The organism is Leifsonia sp. 115AMFTsu3.1 (assembly GCF_004362795.1).
Taxonomy (GTDB): Bacteria; Actinomycetota; Actinomycetes; order Actinomycetales; family Microbacteriaceae; genus Leifsonia.
The window spans coordinates 2,171,718-2,194,198 of the sequence record NZ_SNYB01000001.1; the positions used below are offsets into that span (position 1 = coordinate 2,171,718).

Below are 22,481 nucleotides of genomic sequence, written 5' to 3' on the forward strand. Positions count from 1 at the left end.
ACGGGCGACGGCCCATCACGGCCCCCTCCAAGGACTTCGCACCCGCCCTCAACGCGGTCGTATCGACCCCGACAGCCCTGACCATCTGCGCTCCAACATTTCAATCGGTATTTCTCGCAGACCGTATCATTCCTCCGCAACACGGCGCGGCGGCATGACCGCAATTGCGGCCGCGTCCGGAGGCCTCGCCGAGCTGCGGGTCCTCGATCAGCGGGCCGCGGCGTGGGCGGCCTGGCGTCACTAGGATCAGCCCATGGCGGCGTTCTCGGAGGCGGACCTGGCGGGCGTCCGCCGGGGTCTGCTCGCGTTCTCGTACCAGCTGCTCGGGTCGCCGTTCGAGGCCGAGGATGCGGTACAGGATGCGCTGGAGCGGATGTGGCGCGCCCGCGACAGCTTCGACCCGGCCCGCGCATCCTTCGTCACCTGGGCCTACCGCGTCGCACGCAACGTCTGCGTCGATCGGCTGCGGCAGACCCCTCGGCGGCCGCTTCCCCGTGACCTGACGGATCCGGGCATCGAAGTGGGCGCGCCGCTCGTGCCGGCCTTCGACGTTCCGTGGCTGCTGCCCGCGCCGGCGGGCTGGGCCGGCCGTGCGGCATCCGACTCGGAGCCTGCCTCGGCGGCGGAGGAGGCGGAGGACGTGCGGTTCGCCGTGACGGCCATGCTGCAGACGCTGTCGCCGCTCCAGCGCGGTGCGTTCGTGCTGCGCGAGGTGATCGGGCTCACCGCGGGGGAGACCGCGGCCGTGCTCGACGTCTCCGTCGCGTCGGCGAACTCGGCCCTGCAGCGAGCTCGCGCGGCGATCCGCGAGGGGACGCGGCGCGCGCATCCCCTCCGCCCGGGCGTCGTCGAGCATTACGCGGCCGCGATCCGGGCCGCCGATGTGAGGGCTCTGGCAGCCCTGGTCGCCGACGACGTCGTGTTCGAGATGCCGCCGGTGCCGCAGTGGTCGATCGGACGCGCACCGTTCGCCGCCTTCATGGAGCACCTGTTCACCTGGCGCGGCACCTCTTGGGCGACCGAACCGATCGCCGCGAACGGCCAGCGCGGCTTCCTGCTGTACCGGGTCACCGAGCAGGGCCGCGAGCCGCACACCGTCCAGCTCTTCGACGGCTCCGAGACCTCCCGCGGCGACGCCATCGCCAGCGTGCTCGTCTACCAGGACCCCCGCCTCTTCGCCCTCTTCGCCCCCACCCGCTGACCCCCACCCACAGACCTCCACCGTCGAGTACGCACAAACTGCACGCTCCGGGGCCCGCAAGCGTGCAGTTTTTGCGGACTCGACGGTGGGCGGAGAGGGCGGAGATGAGTTCGGGAGCGCTCGTTCGTATGCCCGTGTGAACGCAACGAGAACGCCAACAGAAGGAGACGAGCGAATGGGACGAGTGATCGTGGTGCAGTTCATCACGCTGGACGGCGTGGTGGAGGATCCGGACGGCAGCGACGGCACGCCGTTCGGCGGCTGGGCGATGCGGTTCGGGCCACAGGGGGTCGCGGGGGACAAGTTCCGGCTGGGCAGCATCCTCGAGACCGGGACGCTGCTGTTCGGCCGCCGCACCTGGCAGCACTTCAGCACCCTCTGGCCGAACCGCGACGACCCGTTCTCGCGGGCGATGAATCAGGCGAGCAAGGCCGTGCTGGCGAGCAGGCCGGTGGCGCTGGACGCGTGGTCCGGTTCGACGAGGGTGGACGGCGGCTTGGACGGCTGGCTCGCACGAACGCTACAGCAGCGGGATGTGGTCGTCATCGGCAGCGGATCGGTCGTCGCCGAACTGGCGCGGAAGGACGCCATCGACGAGTACCGGTTGCTGACGTTCCCGACCGCGGTCGGGGCGGGCAGACGGCTGTTCGACGTCGCCAGCCCGACCGAACTGCGGCTCGTGTCGGCGGAGCAGGTCGGCCCGGCCGTGCTGTCCGTGTTCGATCCGCGGGGGTGATCGCCCGCAACGATCGCCCGGAGCGACCGCCGGTTGCTAGCCTGAGCGCCGAGGCGAGGAGGTCGCAGTGGGCGTTGAGGGCATCGGCGGACTGTTCATCCGGAGCCGCGATCCGGAGGCGCGCGCGGCCTGGTACCGCGAGCATCTCGGGATCGCGGCGGGCTCGGACAGCGTGTGGGAGCAGCAGGGCGGCATGACCGTGTTCGCGCCGTTCCCGGCCGACTCCGACTACTTCGCGGCCGACCAGCCGTTCATGCTGAACCTGCGGGTCAGCGGACTGGATGAGCTGGTCGGCTCGCTGGAGTCGGCCGGGATCGCGGTCGAGCGGAGGGCGGAGTGGGATGGCGATTACGGCCGGTTCGCACGGCTTCACGACCCGGAGGGGCTGCCCATCGAGCTGTGGGAGGCGCCGGTCACCGACGACGAAGCCGGCGCCTGAACGAGCCCGTCGCGAGTCAGCTCGCGGTGCCGATCTGCCAGATGTAGGGCGGAACCGTGCCGTTGACGCTCCAGTCGCCGACGATGCGCGCCTTGTAGACCCAGGGGTTGTGGGATGCGACCGTGCGCGCGTTCCGCCAGTGCCGGTCGAGGCCGGCAGCGCGGCTCACGGCCGAGGCGCCCAGCGTGTCGAACAGCCTGGTCGCGGCGAGCGGAACCGACTGGCTGAGTACGATCTGCGCCTGCGCCGAGGCGATCTCCGCCCGGACGTTGGCCTCGTCGTCCTCCGCGCTGCCGCGGCGCGTTGCGGTGGCGGCAGCCGCATCGAGGGCTTCGCCCACCGAACGGACCAGTGCTCGCGCGGTGAACGCGACCGCCGAGATCTCGCCGATCACGGCCTGCAGCTGCCCATCGTCCTTCGCCAGCGGAGCGAGGCCATGGCTGTACACACGCGTGCGTGCGCGCAGCGCCTCACCCGCCTCCCGTTCGGTCGCCTGGGCAATGCCCGCCAGCACGCTGACGAGCACCCACTGGTAGAGGGCGGTCTGGTACCGGAAGCGGTCGGAGAACCGGAAGACGTCGGCCGGAGATGCGGCTGCGTCGTCGAACACCGCGGTGCCGGTGCCGGTCAGCTGCTGGCCGAAACCGTCCCAGTCGTCGCGCACCGACACTCCCGGCTGGTCGACACGCAGGAGGACGGTCGCGTCGGTGCCGTCCGCGTCCTTCGCGGTCGCGTCGATCCAGTCCGCGTAGAGGCTGCCGGTGGTGTAGAACTTGCGGCCGTCGACGCGCGGGCCGTCCGGGGTGCGACGGATGTGCGTCCCGGAGTCGCCGATGCCCACCGATCCGGTCTCGCTCCAGGCGTTGCCGACGATCTCGCCCGCCGCGAAGCGCTCCAGCCAGGCGTCGCGTTCGGCGGCGGCGGGAGCGGTGAGCCGGTCCTCCACGAAGGCGAAGTGACCGCGGAAGATCTGCGGGAGGTTGGAGTCGGCAGCCGCCAGCTCCACCAGCACCTCGCCCAGCTGGACGAAGCTCAGGCCGGCGCCGCCGTTCTCACGCGGGACGCGCAGAGCACCGAGCCCCGCATCGGCGAGTTCGCGCACCACGCCGGTCGGCAGCTCGTGCTCGCGCTCCCGGCGCGACGCCGAGCTCCGCAGACGCTCCAGGATCGGCTCCAGCCGTTCGAGCGCTTCGGCGGCGCTCGCGGGCGCGGAAGGACGGGCGGCGGTCGTCGTGTCGGTCATGTCGCTCCGATCAGGTGTACAGGGAGATGGGCTGCAGGTCGCCGTTGACGTAGTACGCGCCGACCTCGAGCTTCTTGTAGTCGACCGGGTCGTGGAGGGTGTGCGTGCGCACATTCCGCCACCACAGGTCGAGCCCGACGGAGGCGCGAGCCGAGCTGGATCCGGTGACCTCGAACACGCGCGTGGTCACTTCGATCGACACCTCGGTGGAGACGACCTTCAGTCGGGCGATCCGCTGGGCGAGCCGGCCGCGGTCCTCCGCGGTGACGTCCTCGCCCTTGTCGACGACGGCGTCGAACTCGCGGCCGACCGCGTCGGCGAGGGCCTCGACGGCCTCGACCCGCGACAGCAGCTCGCCGAAGACGCGCAGCACGAAGGGGTCCTCGGCATACCGGTCGACGCCGGAGAGGAACCACGAGTTCGTGCGGGCGAGGGTGAGTTCGCGCGCCTTGGCGAGCGCACCCTCGGCGATGCCGAGGTACAGGTTGCCGAAGGCGAGCTGGATGCCCGGGGTGATCAGGGTAGAGAACGGCTCGTCGCTCAGTTCGCCCAGGATGTCGGACTCGTCCACGGCGACACCGTCGAAGGTGACGGAACCGCTCGCCGACAGCCGCTGGCCGAGCGCATCCCAGTCGCCGTGATAGCGGATGCCCGCCCGGTCGTGGTCGAGGAGCACGAACACCGGGGTCCCGCCCCGCGCGCCGCCCGCGACGGTCGCGGCCGCCAGCACGATATCGCCGGCGGAGGCGCCGGTCGAGAAGCGCTTGGTGCCGTCGAGGCGGTACCGTCCGTCGCCCAGGTCGGTGAGCGTGAGGTCCGGATCGACCGGGTTGACCGAGTCGCCCCAGACCCAGCGTCCGTCGATCGTGCGGCGGTACAGGTCCGGCTGGCGCTCCGGGGCGACGGCGAAGCCGATGTTGCCGGAGTTGATGTAGTGATAGGCGAGCACCTGCGCGACCGAGGCGTCGGCACGCGACAGGACGCGGATCACCCGGAAGGCCGTCTCCCAGTGCGCACCGCCTCCGCCGAACTCCGCAGGGTCGAGCAGGTTCACGAGCCCGGCGTCGCGCAGCAGCTCCAGCTCGGCGGTCGGATCCTGGTTCGCCCGGTCACGTTCCAGGGCGTCGACGGCCAGCCGGTCGGCGGCCTCGGTGGCGACGGCCTCCCAGTGCGCGAGCTCGGCGGCGTCGGCCTGTCCGGTCCAATAGCTGCGGGTCATGCTGCTCCTTCGGTCACGGGCTCGCGGCGGTCCGCGGCGCTGGGGCGTCCGCGGTAGGCACCGCGGTAGGCGTGCGCGGGGTGCCAGGCGGGCACGACGGCGTCGCCTGTGCCGTTCAGGCGTCCCCGCAGGGTCGTCCCGGGCTGCTCGTCGAGGCGGCCGCGGGCGCGCAGTTCGGGCACCACCAGCTCGACGAACTCCTCGAAGCTCCCCGGGGTGACCACGTACGCGAGGTTGAATCCGTCGATGCCGCCCACCTCGATCCAGCGCTCCAGCTCGTCGGCGACGGTGGTCGGACTTCCGACGACCACCGGGCCGATCCCGCCGATGCCGACGTACTCGGCGATGTCCCGGGCCGTCCACTGGCGGTTCGGGTCGGCCGTGGTGAAGATCGACAGGGCCGACCGTGCGGCGTCGGTGTCGATGTACTGCAGCGGCTCGTCGAGCGGCAGCTGCGACAGGTCGAGCCCGGACCAGCCGCCGTAGAGCGCGAACGCCCCCTCGGTCGAGACGTACGTGCGGTACTCGTCGAGCTTGGCCTGCGCCTCCTCGTCGGTCGGCGCGACGATCACCGTCGCGAGAGTCAGGATCTTGACCGTCTCAGCCGGTCGGCCGATCGCGGCGGCACGGGCACGGATGTCGTCCGTCGCCTTGCGTGTGAGCTCGGGCGTGAGGCCGTTGATGAAGATGGCCTCGCCGTGCTTCGCCGCGAACTCCCGGCCCTTCGGCGACGCGCCGGCCTGGAAGACGACGGGCGTACGCTGCGGGCTCGGCTCGCTCAGGTGGATGCCGGGCACCCGGTAGTGCTCGCCGTCGTGCTCGATCGGGTGCACCAGTGCCGGGTCGGTGAAGACGCCGGTCTCGCGGTCGCGCAGGACCGCGCCGTCCTCCCACGACCCCTCCCACAGCTTGTACGTGACGTCGAGGAACTCTTCGGCGATCCCGTACCGGTCGTCGTGGGCGATCTGCTTGCGCAGCCCCAGGTTGCGGGCGGCCGAGTCGAGGTACGAGGTGACGACGTTCCAGCCGATCCGGCCCTTGGTCAGGTGGTCGAGCGTCGAGAACCGGCGCGCGAGCAGGTAGGGCTGCTCGTACGTGGTCGCGACGGTCACTCCGAAGCCGAGACGCTCGGTCACCGCGGCCATCGCGCTGATCTGCACGACCGGGTCGCCCAGCGGGATCTGCGCCGCATCGAGCAGCGCCGGGGCGGCGGAGTCGCGGTAGACGTCGTACACCCCGAGCACGTCGGCGAGGAAGAGGGCGTCGAACCCGCCGCGCTCGAGCGTCCGAGCCAGAGAGGTCCAGTAGTCGAGGTCGGTGTAGCGGTGCGCCTGGTTGTCGGGATGACGCCAGAGTCCGGGTGCCTGGTGGGTGACGCAGCTCATGTCGAACGCGTTGAGGATGATTCGGTCGGCCATAGGTGCGGAACGCTAGCGGCTCCCGCGCCGGTGGGCCAGCGCATGTGACGCCAGATTGCGTCGGCGTAGCACAGCGTCACACTCGCTTGCGGCAGAGCCGGGGGAGTCCCTACCGTGACGGCACTCACCATCCGGCTTTCCGTGCGTCCGGCCTTCCGCGCCCGGCACCCACCTCCGATCCCTTCCCGAGGAGCACCCATGACATCCCGACGACGTTCCGCCGCTGCGGTCGCCGCCCTCGCCGCCACCGCACTCGTGCTCGCGGGCTGCGCCGGCGCCTCGAACGGCTCCAGCGCATCCACCGCCTCCGGCGGCAAGAAGTTCGCCGGTCAGACCCTGACCGTCGAGATGATCTCGTCGCACGAGGGCGCCGCCAAGTGGCTCGCCGCCGAGTTCAAGAAGGAGACCGGCGCCACCGTCAAGACCGTCATCGTTCCCTATGACGAGATCGGCTCCAAGATCGCGCTCGACCAGCAGTCCGGTGCGAACACGATCGATGCGGCGGCGCCCTGGTACGTCTCGCTCGGCGATCTCGCCGCCGACGGAGCCATCCAGGACCTGTCCACCTGGATCAAGGACGACAAAGCGCTCGACACGTCCGACTTCATCCCGTCGATCTACGACGCTTACAGCAAGGTCGGCGATAAGCGCTACGGCCTGCCGTTCGACGGCGACACGCACGTGCTGTTCTACAACAAGGAGATCCTTGCGAGGAACGGCATCCAGGCGCCGCCGAAGACCTGGGACGAGTACCTGCAGGACGTGAAGACCATCACCGCGAACGAGTCGGCGCAGGGCGTGTACGGCGCCGCGGTCTTCGGCCAGAAGTCGCCGCTCATCCTCGGCGCCAGCTACGCCAACCGCCTCGCCGGCTTCGGCGGCGAGTTCCTCGACGCGAAGGGCAAGCCCGCGCTCGACTCCGAGGCGGCCGTGCAGGCGGCGCAGGCCCTCGTGGATGTGAACAAGTACGCGCTGCCCACGCCGGCCGAGACGGACTTCGGCGCGGGGAACAGCGCCTGGTTCGCCGGCAAAGTCGGGTTCATCGAGAACTGGACCGACCTCGGCGTCCGCTCGGAGGACGCATCCAGCGACTCGAAGGTCGCCGGCAAGTGGGGCGTCGTGACGCTGCCGACCGGTGGATCCAACACGACCTCCCGCGCATCGCTGGTCGCCGGCTTCACCTGGGTGATCACCGCCAACACCAAGAAGACGGACCTGGCCAAGGCGTTCATCCAGTTCGCGACCTCGTCGAAGGTCAACGCCCAGCTGCTCGTCGCGTCGCCGCCCACCGGGATCGACCCGAACCGGAAGAGCTCGCTGAACGACGCGACCTACGGCAAGGACTTCCCGACCATCCAGAACGTCAACAAGGCCACCCTGACCGGATCGCTCGCCTGGCCCACCGGGAAGCACGCGACGGAGCTCGCCCAGGTGCTGACGGACGGCCTCGCCAAGCTGCTCGCCGGCCAGGGCGGGAGCGCCAAGCAGACGATGGACGACATCCAGAAGAAGTGGGAGAGCATCCTCAAGTGACGGAGGCCGCCCTCGTCACCGACGCCGCCCCCCGGGCCGCCGCGCGCACACCCGCGCGGCGAGCCCGGGCGGGCGGCGCCGGCGTGCGCCGTGCCATGGTTGCGCCGACCGTGCTCGCGACGCTCGTGCTCGGCGCGTACCCGCTCGTCTTCATCGTGCTGACCGCGCTGTCGGAGTCGTCGCTCGGCCGGCCGCTGCAGAGCTGGGTCGGTACGGCCAACCTCACCGACGCGCTCACGGACGGGGATGTGACCGCCTCGCTCGCGCGCAACGTGGTCTACGCCCTGGTGGTGTCGGCGGCGAGCACGGTGCTCGGCGTCGTCACCGCACTGGCGTTGCGCAGCGCGACCTCTCGCGGCTCGCTCAGCCGCACCCTCTTGCTGCTGCCGCTGATCACTCCGCCGGTGATCGTCGGTGTGCTCTGGAAGCTGATCTTCAACCCGTCGGGCGGCCTGCTCAACACGCTGCTGAGCCTGGTCGGGTACCACGGCGCGCCCGTCGCCGTGCTGTCGTCGGGCTGGGCGCTGGTCGGGATCGGTGTCGCCGACGTGTGGGAGTGGACGCCGCTGATCGCGCTCCTCGTCTTCGCAGCACTCCTCGGACAGGACCGCGAGGTCGCCGAGGCCGCGGCGCTCGACGGTGCGCACGGGTTCCGCTTCTTCCGCAGCATCACGCTGCCCGCCATCGCAGGCACGATTGCGGCGGCCTTCCTCATCCGGCTGGTGCTCGCCTTCAAGGTGTTCGACCTGGTCTTCGTGCTGACCTCGGGAGGGCCCGGCACCTCCACGAGTATGCCCGCGTACCTGATCTACCAGGCAGCGCTGCAGCAGTTCGACCTCGGCCGGTCGTCGGCCATCACGCTGCTGCTCGCCGTCGTGGTGACCGTCGTGACGCTGCCGGTCATCCTCATCGCCAGGAGGCTCCACCGTGACTGACCGCCTGCTCGCCGGATCCCGCGACCGCCGGCCCATCGCCGCGGTCGTCGTGCTCGCGCTGGTGCTCGCCGGCACGCTGGTCCCGATCGCGTACCTCGTGTCGGTGTCGCTGATGTCGCGCGCCGACGTCGGCGCCGGCCTCCTCGTCCCCGCACACCCGCAGCCGCAGAACTGGGTGAACGCCCTCTCCGGCGGCCTGCTGCAGAGTGTGTTCAACTCCCTCGTCGCCGCCCTGGCCGGTGCTGCGCTGACGCTCGTCATCGCCGTGCCTGCGGCCTGGGCGATCACCCGGTACCGCGCGGGAGGGCGCACGCTGGCGGCGACCGTGCTGAGCCCGTGGCTGCTGCCGCCGATCGTCGCGGTCATCCCGCTGTTCACGCTGCTGCGTTCCCTGTCGCTCAACAACACGCTCCCCGGACTGACCCTGGTCTACGCCCTCTCGAACGTCGCGGTCGCCGTCTGGCTGCTCGAAGGCTTCACCCGGCGCATCCCCGCCGAGCTCGACGAGGCCGCCCAGCTGGACGGCGCGGGAGGCTTCCGCGTGCTGGTCAGCATCGTCACCCCGCTGCTCGCCCCGGCGCTCGTCGCGGTCGGCATCATCGTCGCGGTGCTCAACTACAACGAGTTCCTCCTCGCCGCCTTCCTCACGCAGTCGCCGGACGCGCAGACCCTCCCGGTCGTGCTGACGCTGATGCTGGGGGAGCGGATCACCGACTACGGCAAGCTCGCGGCGGCATCGGTGATCGGGCTCATCCCCGTGTTCGCCGCGGCCGCGTTCTTCCAGCGCAGGCTGGTGTCGGGGCTGACGGCGGGGTCGACGCGCTGAGTCACGCCGGGCGTGCCGCGACCTCCGCCAGGGCGTCCAGCAGCTGCGTCCACCCCGGTTCGAGGCCGGCGATCATGGGTGCGGTTGCAGCATCCGCGTCTGCCACCCGGATCGTGAGCTCCATGCGGCAACGCGTCCTGCCCGACAGGGTCAACTCGTGCACGGCGTCGAACAGCGGCTTCCCGTCAGGCCCGAGGGGTGCGAGCGTGAACTCCAGGCGGCGTCCCGGCTCCGCGGCACTGACCGTACCGGCCGAGGCGTAACGCGCGCCGTCGGCCTCACGCAGGCGGAGCTCGACGCGACCGCCGGGAGTCGCATCCAACTGGCTGCGCTCGACTTCGAAATGCCGGGGAGCCCACCACTGCGCGAGGAGGCGGGGATCGGTCCAGGCCTCCCACACCTGTGCCGGAGGAGCGGGGATGGTCCGACGGAAGTGCAGGATGGTCGCGTGACCGGCCGCGTCGTCGGAGAGCCGCTCCTCGGTTGCCGCTACCGCGTCTGCGTATCGCGCGAGGGCGACGTCGTCCGGAGTCGCCGCCGACAGACCGCCGAGCCAGTCGGCGACCTCGTCGAGGACCGCTCGGTTCAGGGAGGCGAGTTTGCGCCGGCCCAGCCGGTGGATACGCACCACGCCGGCAGCCTCGAGTGCCTGGAGGTGCTTGGTCGTCTGAGGCTGCAAGGCCCCGAGGACGGCGGCGACCTCGCCGACCGTGTGCGGGCGGATGGCCAGCGTCTCGATGATCCGGAACCGCGTCGGTTCTGCGAGTACCGCGAGGATCGCGTGCACCCGGTCGCTTTCGACCGCCATCCGTCCCTCCGATCGATCATTGCTTGACACATTCGTTGCAACGAATATATCGTGCGGTCAAACAAGGGAGCAAATTATGGAAACGATCGAACGGATCATCGCAGCCCCTGCCGAGACCATCTGGGAACTCTGGACGACCCCGGCGGGCATCGGGCAATGGTGGGCGCCGGACGGGTTCCGCACCGACGTGTCCGCACTCGACCTGCGGCCCGGAGGTGAGCTCGTCTACACGATGACGGCGACGGCGCCCGAGCACGTGGCGTTCATGGAGCAGAACGGGATGCCGCTGAGCACGGAATCTCGCAAGATCTTTACGACGGTCGAGCGGCCGACACGGCTCGGGTACCGCTCCCTGATCGACTTCGTGCCCGGCCGCGAGCCCTACGAGCAGCTGACCGAGGTCGAGCTCGAGCCGGTCGACGGTGGGACGCGTGTGATCATGAAGGTCGAGCCGCTGCACGACGATGTGTGGACCGAGCGGCTCCTGGCCGGCCGGGCGAACGAGCTGGACAACCTCGCACGCCTGGTTGACGCAGGGGAGTAGCTCGCCAGGCGAAGGCCGTGGCGCCGTTCACTGAGGCTGAGGGACCTCGATACGGCCGAGCTGAAGCAGGATCGCGAAGCGGTCGGGCACACCCCAGTGCTCGACGATCCGCCCCTCGGCGACACGCGCGACGTCGATGACGGTGAAGTGCACCGGCCGCCCGGTCGGCGCCCCGAGGAAGGGCCCCGTGTTGGTTCCGGAACCCTCGGCGCGCACCCAGACGATGTCGTCACGTTGGGCCCAGTCCCCGATGGTGAATCGGAGGTCCGGGAAGGCGGTGTGCACGTCGGCCATGCCCTTCTTGACCTTGGCGATGGCGTCGGCGCCCGTCCCGGCGAGCCCGAGCTGGTGTTCGACGAGGTCGGGGGAGCAGAGCTCGTCGACGATGTCGGTGCGGCCGCCGGCGAATCCCTCGTGGAGCATCCGCTCCAGAAGGACGACCGCGGCCGGTTCTGCGTCTGTGGTGATCATGGGAGGACTCCTTCGTCTGCACCTTCACTGCGGTCAGTGCAGTAACACTGCATTGACTGCACCATTAGTATCGATCTCGTGAACGCCGACGTCAAGACCGCATCCTCCTACCGGCAGGAGCAGGCGCTGCAGACGCGCCTCCGCATCGCGACGGCCGCTCAGGCACTGTTCGCACGCGACGGGTATGCGGTGACCAGCATCGAGGCGATCGCCCGGGAGGCCGGCGTCGGCACCCGGACCGTCTACGCCGCCTACGGGGCCAAGCGCGAGATCCTCAACGTGATCTGCGAGCGCTGGCTGGAGCGGGCGCGCGCCCGCGAACTCGCCCGCGAGATCCTCGAACTGCCGGAGCCGGGGGAGCGGATGGCGGGAGCGGCCCGCTGGTTGACGGTGCTGTACTCGACCGATTTCGACGTCGTGCGCATCCTCGATTCCGCTCTGGACGAGGATGCGGAGACGCAGGCCCTGCTGCGCTCGAAGCTCCGCGCGCGCAACCGCGTGATGGACAGCCTGATCGCCTCCGTGGAGGACGCGCTGGTCGTCCCTCTGGCCGAGGCCCAGGCGGTGTACCGGGCGTTCGCCGCGAGCGGCGTCTACCTCGAGCTCGTCATCAACGCCGGATGGACGCCGAAGCACTTCGAGCAGTGGCTGGCGGCCACGCTGGAGGGTCAGCTGCTCGGGATGCGGTAGCCGGGCTGCGGGTCGCCCGCGCGGTCAGTGGTTGCGCGGGTCGCTCGGACCGCCTCGCGTGCCCTTGTGAGCCTCCTCGATGATCCGGACGTCGTGCACGGTGACGCTCTCGGTCATCAGCAGGTCGAGCGACGTGACGAACAACCGCCCGATCTCCTCGGGCGTCACCTCGGGTCCGGGAACGTCGACGCGGAACCCCTGCGCCTGCAATCCGCCCTCGTTCGAGAACGTCACCTCGGCGTCGAACACCGCGCGGTACTGCGTCATCGTCCCCTCACCCCTCTCGTCGGGCCGAGCCTAGCCTCCGCCCACGCGCTGAAAACGGAGGACATCCCGCGGCCCGGCCCGGCGGACGTCCTCCGTTCCGGCACGGCGGCGGGGTGTCGCCGCAGCATCCCCTCCCTTTCCGACCGCGCCGCGAGCGAAGGTTCGAGTGCGGGAAACGGAGGCGATTCGGCAGCCTGACCCCGTGAAACGCCGGAAACGGAGGGGATGTGGGCGAGCGTGCCCGGCGTCCCCTCCGTTTCCGGCCGCGCCGCGAGCGGCACGGCCAGGGTCAGCCGGCGGGCAGCAGCTCCGCGATGAGGGCCTCTACGCGCCGCTTGATGTCGTCGCGCACCGGGCGCACCTGCTCCACCGGGAGACCGGCGGGGTCGGTGAGGTCCCAGTCCTCGTAGCGCTTGCCCGGGAAGATCGGGCAGGTGTCACCGCATCCCATCGTGATCACCACGTCGGACTCGCGCACGGCATCCGTCGTCAGGATCTGCGGGGTGTTCCCGGCGATGTCGATGCCCTCCTCGGCCATCACGGAGACGGCCGCGGGATTGAGCCGGTCGGCGGGCTCGGAGCCGGCGGACAGCACCTCGACGCGACCCCCGGACAGTTCGCGGAGGTATCCGGCGGCCATCTGGGAGCGTCCGGCATTGTGAACGCAGACGAACAGGACGGTGGGGCGGTCGGACACGGCGGCCTCGCATTCTCTCGGTACCCGAATCATAGATGACCGTCGATGTCTTCGACCACGCTCGCGGCGACCGCCCCGACCCCCCGCGGCTCGCGTCCGAGCAGCCGACGGAGATCGTCCGTCTCGTGCGCGAGCACCCCCGCGGCTGCCGCGGCGTGCAATGGCCCGAACGGACCCGCATCGGCCACGGACACATCCCGGTGTGCGACGGGCCGCCCGAGCAGACCGCTCAGGATGCGGGCGAGCTCTTCGTAGGTCCACGCCGGCCCACGCAGCTCCCACAGCTCCTCGCCGGGCGGATCGGCGACCACGCGGGCGGCGGCTTCTGCGAGGTCGGCGATGGATGCGGTGGCCAGCGGACGGGATGCGGTGGCCGACCCTATCCATCCGCTCGCCGCCTGTTCGACCGCGGCCGTGACGAACGGCTCCGTGTAGAACCCGTTGCGCAGGATCGTCGCCGCGCCGCGTTCGCGCAGGGCCGCCTCCGTCGCCGCATGCGCAGGGTCATGGTCGCCGCCGTGGACGCTGGTGTAGACGACGTGCTCGAGCGAGGCCGCAGCGGCGAGCACCGCGCGGTGCTGCCGGAGTCGCTCGTCCGGATCGAGCACGGGACTCGAGACGAACAGCAGGCGGTCGATCCCGCGGAAGGCCGTGGCGAGGCCCGCGGGATCGGCGTAGTCGGCGTGTCGCGCATCCACTCCGATCCGCCGCAGCCGGCCGGCCGCCTCGTCGGACCGGACGAGCGCATGCACCTCCTCGGCGGGGTGGAGGGTGAGCAGGGATCGGACGGCCGCGCCGCCGAGACGACCGGACGCGCCGGTGATGAGGATGTGGGTCATTGCGTGCTCCTGAAGAGTCGACGATAAAGGGTTCCGGGGCGGGGGAGTCGAGGACTCCCGGCCGTCACGAGACCGTCGTCGCGCGCACGCGAGGGAAGGCTGCCGTCAGGCGCCTGTGGGGATCACGGTGTGAGAAATCATCCGCCGCCGAGGCTACCGCATCACGGAGCGTGGAAGTAGTGCCGTTCCACCGGCTCGGTGCTGCTCAATGCGCGCGCCGCCTCCCAGAGCTCCCGGTCGCGTCCGGTGAAGCGCTGCGTCCGTTGCCGGGTGAACTCGCCCCAGGAGGGGACGAGGAACGTCTCCAGCATGGTGTCCGGGTGGTCGCCACTGCGGTACAGCCGCCAGCGGTAGCCGCCGGTGCGTCTACGGGAGTCGGCCACCAGCCGGATGGCCCGCTCGAACGCGGCGCGGTCGGCGTCGCTCACGCGGTACGACATCTCGATCAGCACCGGTCCATCGGTCGGGTCGGGTTCGAAGACCAGCATCGGCTCGGGCCACGAGTTCGCGATGGTCCGGTCGATGGTCGCCGTGCCCGGAAGCAGGGGGAGCGGACGCACGCTGAGCGCCACGACGACCAGCAGGACGGCCGAGATGACGAGCGCGGTCGTCGTGCCGGCCGCCTGGGCCAGCACGCCGAACAGGAACGACCCGATCGCCATCGCGCCCATGAAGAACAGGATGTAGACGGCGACCGCCCGCGACCGCACCCACTGCGGGAGCGTCAGCTGCAGGGCGGCGTTGAGGACGGTGAGGGTGCCGATCCAGGCAAGCCCGGCCACGACGAGCACGACGAGCGCGACGACGAAGGGCGCGAACGCGGCGGCGACCGTGCCCAACGCGAAGAGGAAGGCACTCGCCGAGATCACGACGTTGTCGCTGAACCGCTTCCGGGCGACGGGCAGCAGGAAGACGCCCGCGACGGCACCGACGCCCAGCGCGCCGAGCAGCAGGCCGTATCCGCTCGAGTCGAGCCCGAGGCGGGTCGCCGTGAGCGGCAGCAGTGCCCAGAGCGCGCTGGCCGGGAAGGCGAACAGCACCGAGCGGAGAAGGATGCGCCGCACGAGGTGCGCCGACAATGTGTACCGGACGCCGGCGCGCAGAGCCGGGCCGAACCGCTCGCGGTCGTCGAGGCCGGGCTGCGGCGGCCGGCGCCACCACAGCAGCGCGGCGACGGCTCCGAGGAAGCTGACGGCGTTGATCCCGAAGACCACGGGCGTCCCGAACAGCGACAGCACGACGCCCGCGAGAGCCGGACCGATCGCCCGGGCGCCGTTGACCGTCACGCCACCGAGCGCAGCGGCCGCGACCACCTGCTCGCGCGGGACGAGCTCCGGCTGGATCGCCTGCCAGGCCGGCGACGTCAGCGTGGATGTGACCCCGAGCAGCAGCGTGAACCCGAGCAGCGTCGGAGCGGTGAGGGCACCGGCTGCGGCGACCACGGTCAGCCCCACGGCGAGGACAGCACTGGCCGCCGACCCCCAGATCAGCAGTTTGCGGCGGTCGAACGAGTCGGCGAGCACGCCCGCCGGGAGCGAGAACACCACCGCCGGGAGCAGGCTCGCCGTCTGCACCAGCGCGATCACCACGCTGTCCGCGTGCGATTCGACCAGGAACCACTGGGCGCCGACGGTCTGCATCCACGTCCCGATGTTGCTGCCGAGCTGCGCGAACCACAGCACGCGGAACACCGAGATCGCCAGGGGCGCCCAAGGGGAGAGGGATGCGGCCGGCGCCGTCTTGCTCGCGGGCGCGGTCATAGCGCGGTCACGGGATGCGCCGCCTCACCATGCGTCACCTCGCCATGCGCTAGCTCGCCACCGGGCACCGGCCACCGCCCGAGCTCAGCGGCGGCTCGATACGTCGCCTCGAGAAAGTCGCGGACCAACCCCTCCGGGTCCTCCGCACGCCGGACGTTCTCGTACGGCAGCAGGAACTCGCCCAGCTCGTCGCTGGAGAACGCCCCCTCGGGCATCGGCGTCCGCTCGAACCCGTCCGGCGCAGGGTACGCGTACGAGTAGAAAGCGCCCTCGGTGCCTCCGCCGGGCCAGAAGCCGGCGCTGCTCAGCTCGCGGGAGTAGCCCTCCCGCATGACGCTGTCCGGGCAGTTCGGCGCGCCCCCAGGATGCGGCGGTGCGGTCCGACCCGAGAACCGGGTGACCGCCAGATCCATCGCACCCCAGAAGTAGTGCACGGGGCTCACCTTGCCGGTGAAGCCCGAGCGGAATTCGAGCAGCATCCGCTGGGCGTCGATCAGTTGCCGCCAGAACGCCCGCGCCTGCTCCGACTCGTACGTGCAGTGCTGGGTGTCCTCGGCGAACGGGATGGCCACGGCCACCTCGTTGGGGACCGCGTGGATGTCGACGGTCACACCGAGGTCGGCGAGCGCCTCCAGCGTCGCGGCGTAGAACGTGGCGACCGAGTGCCCGGCCAGCGGGAAGCGGCGCAGGCCGCCGTCGCTGGTGCGCACCACGAGCTCGTGGTCGACGAAGTCGAACTCGATGTCGAGGATCCGCGACGGGAGGGGGATGGGGCCGGTGCCGAGCCCGCGGGCGCTCGGATACAGCGTGACGTGCCACCAGTGGTTGATGGGCGGGGTCAGCGCCATCCGGATCTTCCCGACGACCTGCGTCCACATGTGGAGCGTGTCGCGCGTGGCGACCCAGCTGTCGACGGGGAGCTGCACCCGTGGCTCGGCGACCGGCGCCATCATCCCTCCGCCGGCTGCGGAGTCCGCCGCAACAGGTAGGTGTGTTCGCCGGAGAGGACGACCTCCGACCGCTGATTGTGCACGGTCACCGCTGCGGTGACGATTCCGTTGGGGCCATCCGGTGTCAAGGCGGTGATCTCCAGTTGCGAGTAGAGGGTGTCGCCGGCGTGGACCTCCTGGAGGAAGCGCGCCGAGAGCCCGGTGAACGCGATGAATACCTCTCCGATGATATGCGGGAACAGGGTCGCCCCCGGAGCGGTGAAGGCGAGCACCTGCAGGCCGTGCACGACGGGAGCGCTGTGGCCGTGCGCCTTCGCCCACACCTCGTCGTAGTGCACCGGGTGGTTGTCGGCCGACACGGCCTGGAACGCCGATGCGTGCGCGTCGGTGACCGTGCGGCTCGGCGCCCGGAAGACCTCGCCCACGGTCAGCTGTTCGAAGGTGCGCGGCTCGACGATGGCGAAGTCGAGCGGATCGAACGTCGCGCCGCTCATGAAGCCAGCCAGTCGCTCAGGAAGGCGACCGCCTGCGCGACGGCCGCACGCGCCTGCGGGGTGTCGTGCATGCTGTTGACCATCACGAAGTCGTGGATGATGCCCTCGTACCGCACACCCGTGACCGTCACACCGGCCCGGCGGAGCTTGGCCGCGTACGCCTCGCCCTCGTCGCGGAGCACGTCGCACTCCGCGTTGATGACGAGAGCGGGCGGAAGCCCGGCGAGCTGCTCCTCGGTCGCCCGCAGCGGTGAGACGGTGATGCTCGCGCGCTCGTCGGCGCTCGTCGTGTACTGGTCCCAGTACCAGCGCATCGCATCCCGGGTGAGCCAGTAGCCGTCCGCGAACTCCCGGTACGAGCCGTCGTCGAACGCCGCATCCGTCACCGGATAGAACAGCACCTGGCCGCGGAATACGACGTCGCCGCGCTCCTTCGCCATCAGCGTGAGGGCGATGGCCATGTTGCCGCCGACGGAGTCGCCGGCGATCGCCATGCGGGTGCCGTCGAGCTGTTCGTCGGCACCGTGCTCGACGACCCACTTCGCCACGGTGTACGACTGCTCGTTCGCGACCGGGTAGCGGACGTCGGGGGAGCGCGTGTACTCCGGGAACACGACCGCGGCCCCCGTGCCGACCGCGAGGTCGCGGACCAGGCGGTCGTGGGTGTGGGCGTCGCCGAACACCCAGCCGGCGCCGTGCGTGTACAGCACGACCGGAAGGGGACCGGATGCGCCTTGCGGCCGGACGATCCGGACAGGAACGGAGCCGGTCGGACCGCCGTCGACGGTGATCCACTTCTCATCGACGGCGGGCTTCGCGATCTCGGAGTCCTGGACCTGGTCGACCGCCTTCCTGCCCTCCTCCGGCGGGAGCTGGTAGAGGAAGGGCGGGTTCGCGGTTGCCTCGCAGAACGCCTGCGCGGCGGCCTCGAGTGCGTAGCCGTGCGGGTTGGCTGTCGCCATGCTGGTCGCTCCCGTCGCTCAGGCCAGCTCGGCGGCGGCGTCGGCGATGACCTTCGCCACCTCGGCGGGGTGGGAGCGCATCACCAGGTGCGGCGCGTCGATCTCGATCACCGAGCGCAGCCCGGCCCGCTTGTAGCCGAAGCGCTCGACATCCGGGTTGATGGTGTGGTCGGCCGACGAGACGATGCCCCATCCCGGCTTCGTCTTCCAGGCCGCGACCGGGGCGGTCTCGCTGAACGCCAGTGCGGCGAGCGGACGCTGCGACGCGGCGAGCACCTCGCTGACCTCGCGGTCGATGCCGGCGGCGAACACGTCCGGGAACGCATCCACCTTCACCGACACGTCGGTCCCGGGCTCGGAGCCCTCGATGGGGAACGGCGTGTAGACCAGGTTGGCGGCGAGGTCGGAGTCGGGGAAGCCGCCCTGCAGCTGCCCGAGGCTCTCGCCCTCGTCGAGTGCGTATCCCGAGATGTAGACGAGACCGACGACGTTGTCCGCCGCACCGGCGACGGTGATCACCGCACCTCCGTAGGAGTGGCCCGCCAGGAGCACCGGGCCGTCGATCTGCTCGACGACCGAGCGGATGTACGCCGAGTCGCCGAGGAGGCTGCGGTTCGGGACCGCGGGAACGCGCACCGTGTGGCCCTGGTCGAGCAGGATGCGGGTGACAGGAGCGAAGCTCGCCGCGTCGGCGAAGGCTCCGTGGATGAGGACGATGGTGGGTGTGGCCATGACGCCGATCCTTTCGTTGGGGTTCGATCGCCACGCTAAGAGGGGCACGGAAGCCGTGTCGTGGCCCTCTCGGGGTCACCGTCCGAGGCCTGGCTCGTCTTCGATCAGCTCGTCCGGCGTCGGAACGGTGACGTCGGCGGAGTCGAGGGCGCGATCGACCCGCAGTCTCGCCTGGAGGTACTCGATCGCCGCGGCCGCCGGGGAGCCGGGGTGGCCGAAGAACGTCGTCAGGTGCTGGCCGCCTCCCGGAACCTCGAACGTCTGCCAGCGGAACGGGATGTAGTCGAACGGCTCGATGTGCACGAGCGCGACGCCGCGCCGCTGCGGGCGCGCTTCGTGGCTCGCCCAGACGTCGCGGAAGTCCTTGGAGCGCGAGGACAGTGCGGCGACGAGCAGCTGCAGCCGCGGGTCGTCGGGTTCGGCGTGGTAGCGGAGGCTGGCGACGGCCCCGCGCACCGCCCGCTGCCAATAGGGCCGTCGGTCGTCGCCCGCCGACAGGGCTGCGTCGACGATCGCCTCGACCATGTTCGCGCCGGGCGGCAGGGACAGCGGGATGAACGCGCGGCCCAGGTGGTTCACGGCCAGCACGTCCTGGTTGCGGTCGACCACGTACGCGGGCGCCATCGTCCACTGGTCGAGGAGGACGTTCACGTTGTCCAGCACGTCTGCCGGGGTCCCGCTGAGGGCCGGCGGGCAGTCCGCGGTGTGCCGGGCGGGGACCGTCTGCCCGGCGAGCCGGAACAGGTACACCGTCGCGTCGGCGTCGAGCTGCAGCGCACGGCCGAGCGCCAGCAGGACCTGCGGCGACGGCTGGTGGTCGCGTCCCTGCTCCAGCCGCAGGTAGTACTCGGGGCTGATGCCGGCCATCCCGGCCACCTCCTGGCGGCGGAGGCCACGCACGCGACGGCGCGGTTCGGAGCGGAGTCCGACGTCCTCCGGAAGCAGGGCGTCGCGGCGGGCGCGGAGGTAGGCGCCGAGGGCGGCGTTGGAGTCGCTCATGTGCGGAGGGTCCTGTCGTGGAGGCGCCGTACTGGATTCACCACTCCAGATTGTCTCAGATGCGCGCGAAGCTTCGCCAGGTCTGCACGATGAGCCGATTTACGCCCGCTATAGCGGCGACGGCTCAGGCAGCCTGCAGAGCCGGCGCCAGATGGGCGAGCGACGAATCCGCGATGCTCGCCAGCCGTTCCGGGTCGTCCTCGACACGGCTGAACTGAATGAGTCCCTGCGAGACGAGCACGATCTCGGCCGCGAGTGTCGCACGGCCGTCCTCCGGGATGCCGTCGCGAGCGAGTCGCTCGTCGACGAGCTGCTCCATGGCGGCGATGGCGCGAGCGCAGACCGCCGCCACCTCGGGCCAGTCGCGGCCGAGTTCAGCGAGGCTGTTCAGCATCAGGCACCCCCAGCTGGGCTGATGCGCGGCGCAATCCGCGACCACAGCGCGGAAGAAGAGCCGTACGGCCTCCTCCGCGGTGGCGCCCTCGGCCATCGCATGCCGCACGATGTCCACCCGGCTCTCGCAGTAGCGCTCGAACAGCAGAAGGAACAGCTCGGGCTTCGAGCCGTACGCGGCGTAGATGCTGCCGTTGCCCACACCGGCCGCCTCGGCCAGGTCGGACATCGCGGTCGCGGTGTACCCCTTCTGCCAGAACACGGCAGTGCTGCGCGCGAGAAACGCATCCTCGTCAAACTCTCGACGGCGAGCCATTGGTCGAGCCTAGCAATCGGGGTCGTGGAGGCGGAAGCGCGGCCGGCGTGCGATCCTGACTACGACGACCCCGGAGGGATGATGCGACTGCCGACCGACCCGACGTGCGTCCTCGTGCAGATGCGCGCGACGACGCACGCGGAGAGCGCGGTCTATCGACGCATGCACCGGCACTCGTTCGGTCACGTCGGGTTGTCGCAGATCGCGTCCGTCGCGCAGAGCGTCGAGGCGCGCCTGGACGAAGTGCCCGCTGAGGCGATGGAGAGCACCCAGCTGCAGTTGGTGCACAGCGGCAGCCTCATCCTCGAACAGGACGGAACGCAGAGGCGTTTCGGCGCGGGGGAGCTGGCGATGTACGACGCGAGCCGGCCCTTCTCCTTCGTCTATCCGGACGAGTTCCGGACGACGATCGTTCAGGTCCCGACCGTTCTGCTCTCCGCACGCGGGGTGCTCCCGGCCTCGCTCGGTGTGCGGTCGGTGGACGTCGCGTCCACCGGTCGCCGGGAGCTCGAGGGGCTGCTGCGCGGTTCCGTCGGCCGCGGTGTCCGGCCGGCCGACGATCCGGTGTCGCTGTCCTCGCGGATCGTGCGGGCGGCGCGGCTGATGGTCGACGAGGAGCTGGGCGCCGCACGCGAACGAAGCGCTCCGGCGGCCCAGCTGGTACGGGACGCGACGGACCTGCTCCACCGCGAGTACGCCGACCCTGGACTGACCGCTGCTGCCGTCGCTGCGCGTCTTCACGTATCGCTCCGGACGCTCTTCGCCGCGTTCGAGGACGCGGACGTCTCACTCTCGGCGACCCTGCGCCGGGTACGGCTCGGGGCCGCCGAACGCCTTCTGCTCACGACCCGGCTGCCGATCTCCGAGGTCGCGTACGCCGTCGGCTACGCGGACGTCACCGCGTTCATCCGCGCCTGGAAGACCGCGACAGGATGGACGCCCGCTCGGTGGCGACGGCTCAGGGCCGGCTGGGCCGCCGCGGACGAGCGCAGTTGACCGCACCGCCGGTTACGGCACGACGACGACCTTGCCCCGCGCGCGTCCCTCGCCGATGTGCGCCACCGCGGCGCCCGTCTCCTCGAGCGGATACACCGCGTCGATGACGGGCCGGAAGGATCCGTCTCCGAGCAGCCGGGCCAGCTCGCGCAGGTCCTCCGGTCGCTCTCGCGAGATGAGGCCGACCAGCCGCTGCCGGCTGAAGCGGTTGAGCATCCCGGCCGCCGCCGTCCGCTGGATGCCGCCGAGCAGCGGGCCGCCGGATTCGCCGCCCACGAGCACGACCGAACCGGCGGGGCTCAGGATGCTGCGCAACGCGGTGAGCGGACGGTTGCCGGCGGTGTCGATGATGGCGTCGTAGACCCGGCCGAGCGTCAGGATGTCGGTCGTCGTGTAGTCGACGACCTCCTGCGCGCCGAGCGAGCGGACGAGCTCCGCCTTCGGTCCGCTGCAGACCCCGGACACCTGGGCTCCGCGGGCTGCCGCGAGCTGGACCGCGATGTGACCGACGCCGCCGGCCGCACCGATGACGAGCACGCGGTCGCCCGCGCCTGCGCCGCTCGCGGTGACCGCCTGGAGGGCCGTCACCGCCGAGATCGGCACGGCAGCGGCCTCCTCGAAACCGACGCCGGGCGGCACGGCCACGAGGTCGTCCGCTGGCGCGACGACGAACTCCGCCAGGGCGCCGTCCGCCGACCCGAACACGGCGTCCCCGACCCGCCAGGCAGTCTGCGAGCCGGCGCCGATCTCCTCGACCACTCCGGCGAACCCGAGACCGCGCACGCGTGCCTTCGGGCCGCGCCAGCCGAATCCGATCGCCCGCATCAGGTACGGTCGGCCGGTCGTGAGATGCCAGGTGCCTGCATCCACCCCGGCCGCCCGCACGCGCACCAGCACCTGGTTCTCGCCGGGCACCGGCACCGGGATGCGCTCGACGCGCAACGCGCTCGGCGGTCCGTAGGCGTCCTGGGTGACGGCCCGCATCGTGCGGCCCTCGTTCGTGTCCATCGGGG

General features: G+C 70.9%; 25 protein-coding genes. 9 read left to right on the plus strand and 16 right to left on the minus strand.

What is annotated here, in order from left to right; translation table 11 throughout:
* Nucleotides 1-253: 253 nt before the first annotated feature.
* The 3 genes from AXZ95_RS10465 to AXZ95_RS10475 all read left to right on the plus strand — a co-directional run bounded on the left by AXZ95_RS10465 (nucleotide 254) and on the right by AXZ95_RS10475 (nucleotide 2,376).
* On the plus strand, nucleotides 254-1,201 hold the full coding sequence (locus tag AXZ95_RS10465; RefSeq protein ID WP_018190990.1) for an RNA polymerase subunit sigma-70: 948 nt from the start codon (nucleotides 254-256) through the stop codon (nucleotides 1,199-1,201).
* Between the two features lie 175 nt (nucleotides 1,202-1,376).
* Nucleotides 1,377-1,937 (plus strand): dihydrofolate reductase family protein, encoded by a 561-nt coding sequence (locus AXZ95_RS10470; RefSeq protein WP_018190991.1) that lies wholly within the window; start codon nucleotides 1,377-1,379, stop codon nucleotides 1,935-1,937.
* A 67-nt stretch (nucleotides 1,938-2,004) separates the two neighbouring features.
* Nucleotides 2,005-2,376 carry a VOC family protein gene (locus AXZ95_RS10475; RefSeq protein WP_018190992.1) on the plus strand — a complete coding sequence of 124 codons (372 nt, stop codon included), beginning with the start codon at nucleotides 2,005-2,007 and terminating at the stop codon, nucleotides 2,374-2,376.
* Nucleotides 2,377-2,392: 16 nt separating this feature from the next.
* Here AXZ95_RS10475 and AXZ95_RS10480 read toward each other — a convergent pair whose 3' ends face one another.
* The 3 genes from AXZ95_RS10480 to AXZ95_RS10490 are packed head-to-tail and all read right to left on the minus strand — an operon-like array spanning nucleotide 2,393 to nucleotide 6,256.
* Complete coding sequence (locus AXZ95_RS10480; protein WP_018190993.1) at nucleotides 2,393-3,619, minus strand: acyl-CoA dehydrogenase family protein; 1,227 nt, start codon at nucleotides 3,617-3,619, stop codon at nucleotides 2,393-2,395.
* A 10-nt stretch (nucleotides 3,620-3,629) separates the two neighbouring features.
* On the minus strand, nucleotides 3,630-4,838 hold the full coding sequence (locus tag AXZ95_RS10485) for an acyl-CoA dehydrogenase family protein (RefSeq protein ID WP_018190994.1): 1,209 nt from the start codon (nucleotides 4,836-4,838) through the stop codon (nucleotides 3,630-3,632).
* Complete coding sequence (locus tag AXZ95_RS10490; RefSeq protein ID WP_018190995.1) at nucleotides 4,835-6,256, minus strand: LLM class flavin-dependent oxidoreductase; 1,422 nt, start codon at nucleotides 6,254-6,256, stop codon at nucleotides 4,835-4,837. The genes AXZ95_RS10485 and AXZ95_RS10490 overlap by 4 nt, the downstream gene beginning before the upstream one ends.
* 198 nt (nucleotides 6,257-6,454) lie before the next feature.
* Between AXZ95_RS10490 and AXZ95_RS10495 the strand changes: the two genes are divergently transcribed.
* From AXZ95_RS10495 to AXZ95_RS10505, 3 genes are read left to right on the plus strand one after another with little or no spacing between them, the layout of a single operon-like run.
* Nucleotides 6,455-7,789, plus strand: a complete 1,335-nt coding sequence (locus tag AXZ95_RS10495; RefSeq protein ID WP_018190996.1) for a sugar ABC transporter substrate-binding protein — start codon at nucleotides 6,455-6,457, stop codon at nucleotides 7,787-7,789.
* On the plus strand, nucleotides 7,786-8,724 hold the full coding sequence (locus AXZ95_RS10500) for a sugar ABC transporter permease (RefSeq protein ID WP_018190997.1): 939 nt from the start codon (nucleotides 7,786-7,788) through the stop codon (nucleotides 8,722-8,724). The genes AXZ95_RS10495 and AXZ95_RS10500 overlap by 4 nt, the downstream gene beginning before the upstream one ends.
* Nucleotides 8,717-9,550 carry a carbohydrate ABC transporter permease gene (locus AXZ95_RS10505; RefSeq protein WP_018190998.1) on the plus strand — a complete coding sequence of 278 codons (834 nt, stop codon included), beginning with the start codon at nucleotides 8,717-8,719 and terminating at the stop codon, nucleotides 9,548-9,550. The genes AXZ95_RS10500 and AXZ95_RS10505 overlap by 8 nt, the downstream gene beginning before the upstream one ends.
* A gap of 1 nt (nucleotide 9,551) precedes the next feature.
* Here AXZ95_RS10505 and AXZ95_RS10510 read toward each other — a convergent pair whose 3' ends face one another.
* Nucleotides 9,552-10,358 carry an SRPBCC domain-containing protein gene (locus tag AXZ95_RS10510; RefSeq protein ID WP_018190999.1) on the minus strand — a complete coding sequence of 269 codons (807 nt, stop codon included), beginning with the start codon at nucleotides 10,356-10,358 and terminating at the stop codon, nucleotides 9,552-9,554.
* A 76-nt stretch (nucleotides 10,359-10,434) separates the two neighbouring features.
* Here AXZ95_RS10510 and AXZ95_RS10515 point away from each other — a divergent pair, with 76 nt between their 5' ends.
* Entirely contained in the window at nucleotides 10,435-10,902 is a 468-nt protein-coding gene (locus tag AXZ95_RS10515) for an SRPBCC domain-containing protein (RefSeq protein ID WP_018191000.1), read from the plus strand.
* Between the two features lie 27 nt (nucleotides 10,903-10,929).
* Here the strand turns inward: AXZ95_RS10515 and AXZ95_RS10520 are convergent, their stop codons facing one another.
* Complete coding sequence (locus AXZ95_RS10520; protein WP_018191001.1) at nucleotides 10,930-11,373, minus strand: ester cyclase; 444 nt, start codon at nucleotides 11,371-11,373, stop codon at nucleotides 10,930-10,932.
* Between the two features lie 78 nt (nucleotides 11,374-11,451).
* On the opposite strand from AXZ95_RS10520, the gene AXZ95_RS10525 reads away from it, so the two are divergent.
* Nucleotides 11,452-12,063 (plus strand): TetR/AcrR family transcriptional regulator, encoded by a 612-nt coding sequence (locus tag AXZ95_RS10525; RefSeq protein WP_018191002.1) that lies wholly within the window; start codon nucleotides 11,452-11,454, stop codon nucleotides 12,061-12,063.
* Nucleotides 12,064-12,087: 24 nt separating this feature from the next.
* Here AXZ95_RS10525 and AXZ95_RS10530 read toward each other — a convergent pair whose 3' ends face one another.
* From AXZ95_RS10530 to AXZ95_RS10575, 10 genes are all read right to left on the minus strand, one after another.
* Nucleotides 12,088-12,330, minus strand: a complete 243-nt coding sequence (locus AXZ95_RS10530; protein WP_018191003.1) for a hypothetical protein — start codon at nucleotides 12,328-12,330, stop codon at nucleotides 12,088-12,090.
* A 289-nt stretch (nucleotides 12,331-12,619) separates the two neighbouring features.
* Nucleotides 12,620-13,027 (minus strand): arsenate reductase ArsC, encoded by a 408-nt coding sequence (locus AXZ95_RS10535; protein WP_018191004.1) that lies wholly within the window; start codon nucleotides 13,025-13,027, stop codon nucleotides 12,620-12,622.
* 29 nt (nucleotides 13,028-13,056) lie between these two features.
* Nucleotides 13,057-13,866 (minus strand): NmrA family NAD(P)-binding protein, encoded by an 810-nt coding sequence (locus AXZ95_RS10540; protein ID WP_018191005.1) that lies wholly within the window; start codon nucleotides 13,864-13,866, stop codon nucleotides 13,057-13,059.
* A 161-nt stretch (nucleotides 13,867-14,027) separates the two neighbouring features.
* Nucleotides 14,028-15,626 (minus strand): MFS transporter, encoded by a 1,599-nt coding sequence (locus tag AXZ95_RS10545; protein WP_018191006.1) that lies wholly within the window; start codon nucleotides 15,624-15,626, stop codon nucleotides 14,028-14,030.
* Nucleotides 15,623-16,552, minus strand: a complete 930-nt coding sequence (locus AXZ95_RS10550) for a DUF5996 family protein (RefSeq protein WP_231374408.1) — start codon at nucleotides 16,550-16,552, stop codon at nucleotides 15,623-15,625. Before AXZ95_RS10550 ends, AXZ95_RS10545 begins: the two co-directional genes overlap by 4 nt.
* 23 nt (nucleotides 16,553-16,575) lie before the next feature.
* On the minus strand, nucleotides 16,576-17,070 hold the full coding sequence (locus tag AXZ95_RS10555; protein ID WP_018191008.1) for a MaoC family dehydratase: 495 nt from the start codon (nucleotides 17,068-17,070) through the stop codon (nucleotides 16,576-16,578).
* Nucleotides 17,067-18,032, minus strand: a complete 966-nt coding sequence (locus AXZ95_RS10560; RefSeq protein ID WP_018191009.1) for an alpha/beta hydrolase — start codon at nucleotides 18,030-18,032, stop codon at nucleotides 17,067-17,069. Before AXZ95_RS10560 ends, AXZ95_RS10555 begins: the two co-directional genes overlap by 4 nt.
* Nucleotides 18,033-18,050: 18 nt before the next feature.
* Nucleotides 18,051-18,764 (minus strand): alpha/beta hydrolase, encoded by a 714-nt coding sequence (locus AXZ95_RS10565; RefSeq protein ID WP_018191010.1) that lies wholly within the window; start codon nucleotides 18,762-18,764, stop codon nucleotides 18,051-18,053.
* 75 nt (nucleotides 18,765-18,839) lie between these two features.
* Complete coding sequence (locus AXZ95_RS10570) at nucleotides 18,840-19,763, minus strand: helix-turn-helix transcriptional regulator (protein WP_018191011.1); 924 nt, start codon at nucleotides 19,761-19,763, stop codon at nucleotides 18,840-18,842.
* A gap of 124 nt (nucleotides 19,764-19,887) precedes the next feature.
* Nucleotides 19,888-20,472: a TetR/AcrR family transcriptional regulator gene (locus AXZ95_RS10575; RefSeq protein ID WP_166645319.1), complete on the minus strand. Its 585-nt coding sequence runs from the start codon at nucleotides 20,470-20,472 to the stop codon at nucleotides 19,888-19,890.
* Between the two features lie 24 nt (nucleotides 20,473-20,496).
* Between AXZ95_RS10575 and AXZ95_RS10580 the strand changes: the two genes are divergently transcribed.
* Nucleotides 20,497-21,468, plus strand: a complete 972-nt coding sequence (locus tag AXZ95_RS10580) for an AraC family transcriptional regulator (protein WP_231374409.1) — start codon at nucleotides 20,497-20,499, stop codon at nucleotides 21,466-21,468.
* A gap of 12 nt (nucleotides 21,469-21,480) precedes the next feature.
* Here AXZ95_RS10580 and AXZ95_RS10585 read toward each other — a convergent pair whose 3' ends face one another.
* Nucleotides 21,481-22,476, minus strand: coding sequence for an NAD(P)-dependent alcohol dehydrogenase (locus tag AXZ95_RS10585; protein ID WP_018191014.1), 996 nt, complete (start codon nucleotides 22,474-22,476; stop codon nucleotides 21,481-21,483).
* Nucleotides 22,477-22,481 lie beyond the last annotated feature (5 nt).

Coding starts and splice junctions, on each gene's coding strand:
- AXZ95_RS10465 (WP_018190990.1), top strand. CDS start 254: ATGGCGGCGTTCTCGGAGGCGGACCTGGCGGGCGTCCGCCGGGGTCTG.
- AXZ95_RS10470 (WP_018190991.1), top strand. CDS start 1,377: ATGGGACGAGTGATCGTGGTGCAGTTCATCACGCTGGACGGCGTGGTG.
- AXZ95_RS10480 (WP_018190993.1), bottom strand. CDS start 3,619: ATGACCGACACGACGACCGCCGCCCGTCCTTCCGCGCCCGCGAGCGCC.
- AXZ95_RS10485 (WP_018190994.1), bottom strand. CDS start 4,838: ATGACCCGCAGCTATTGGACCGGACAGGCCGACGCCGCCGAGCTCGCG.
- AXZ95_RS10490 (WP_018190995.1), bottom strand. CDS start 6,256: ATGGCCGACCGAATCATCCTCAACGCGTTCGACATGAGCTGCGTCACC.
- AXZ95_RS10495 (WP_018190996.1), top strand. CDS start 6,455: ATGACATCCCGACGACGTTCCGCCGCTGCGGTCGCCGCCCTCGCCGCC.
- AXZ95_RS10510 (WP_018190999.1), bottom strand. CDS start 10,358: ATGGCGGTCGAAAGCGACCGGGTGCACGCGATCCTCGCGGTACTCGCA.
- AXZ95_RS10515 (WP_018191000.1), top strand. CDS start 10,435: ATGGAAACGATCGAACGGATCATCGCAGCCCCTGCCGAGACCATCTGG.
- AXZ95_RS10520 (WP_018191001.1), bottom strand. CDS start 11,373: ATGATCACCACAGACGCAGAACCGGCCGCGGTCGTCCTTCTGGAGCGG.
- AXZ95_RS10530 (WP_018191003.1), bottom strand. CDS start 12,330: ATGACGCAGTACCGCGCGGTGTTCGACGCCGAGGTGACGTTCTCGAAC.
- AXZ95_RS10540 (WP_018191005.1), bottom strand. CDS start 13,866: ATGACCCACATCCTCATCACCGGCGCGTCCGGTCGTCTCGGCGGCGCG.
- AXZ95_RS10545 (WP_018191006.1), bottom strand. CDS start 15,626: ATGACCGCGCCCGCGAGCAAGACGGCGCCGGCCGCATCCCTCTCCCCT.
- AXZ95_RS10555 (WP_018191008.1), bottom strand. CDS start 17,070: ATGAGCGGCGCGACGTTCGATCCGCTCGACTTCGCCATCGTCGAGCCG.
- AXZ95_RS10560 (WP_018191009.1), bottom strand. CDS start 18,032: ATGGCGACAGCCAACCCGCACGGCTACGCACTCGAGGCCGCCGCGCAG.
- AXZ95_RS10565 (WP_018191010.1), bottom strand. CDS start 18,764: ATGGCCACACCCACCATCGTCCTCATCCACGGAGCCTTCGCCGACGCG.
- AXZ95_RS10570 (WP_018191011.1), bottom strand. CDS start 19,763: ATGAGCGACTCCAACGCCGCCCTCGGCGCCTACCTCCGCGCCCGCCGC.
- AXZ95_RS10575 (WP_166645319.1), bottom strand. CDS start 20,472: ATGGCTCGCCGTCGAGAGTTTGACGAGGATGCGTTTCTCGCGCGCAGC.
- AXZ95_RS10585 (WP_018191014.1), bottom strand. CDS start 22,476: ATGGACACGAACGAGGGCCGCACGATGCGGGCCGTCACCCAGGACGCC.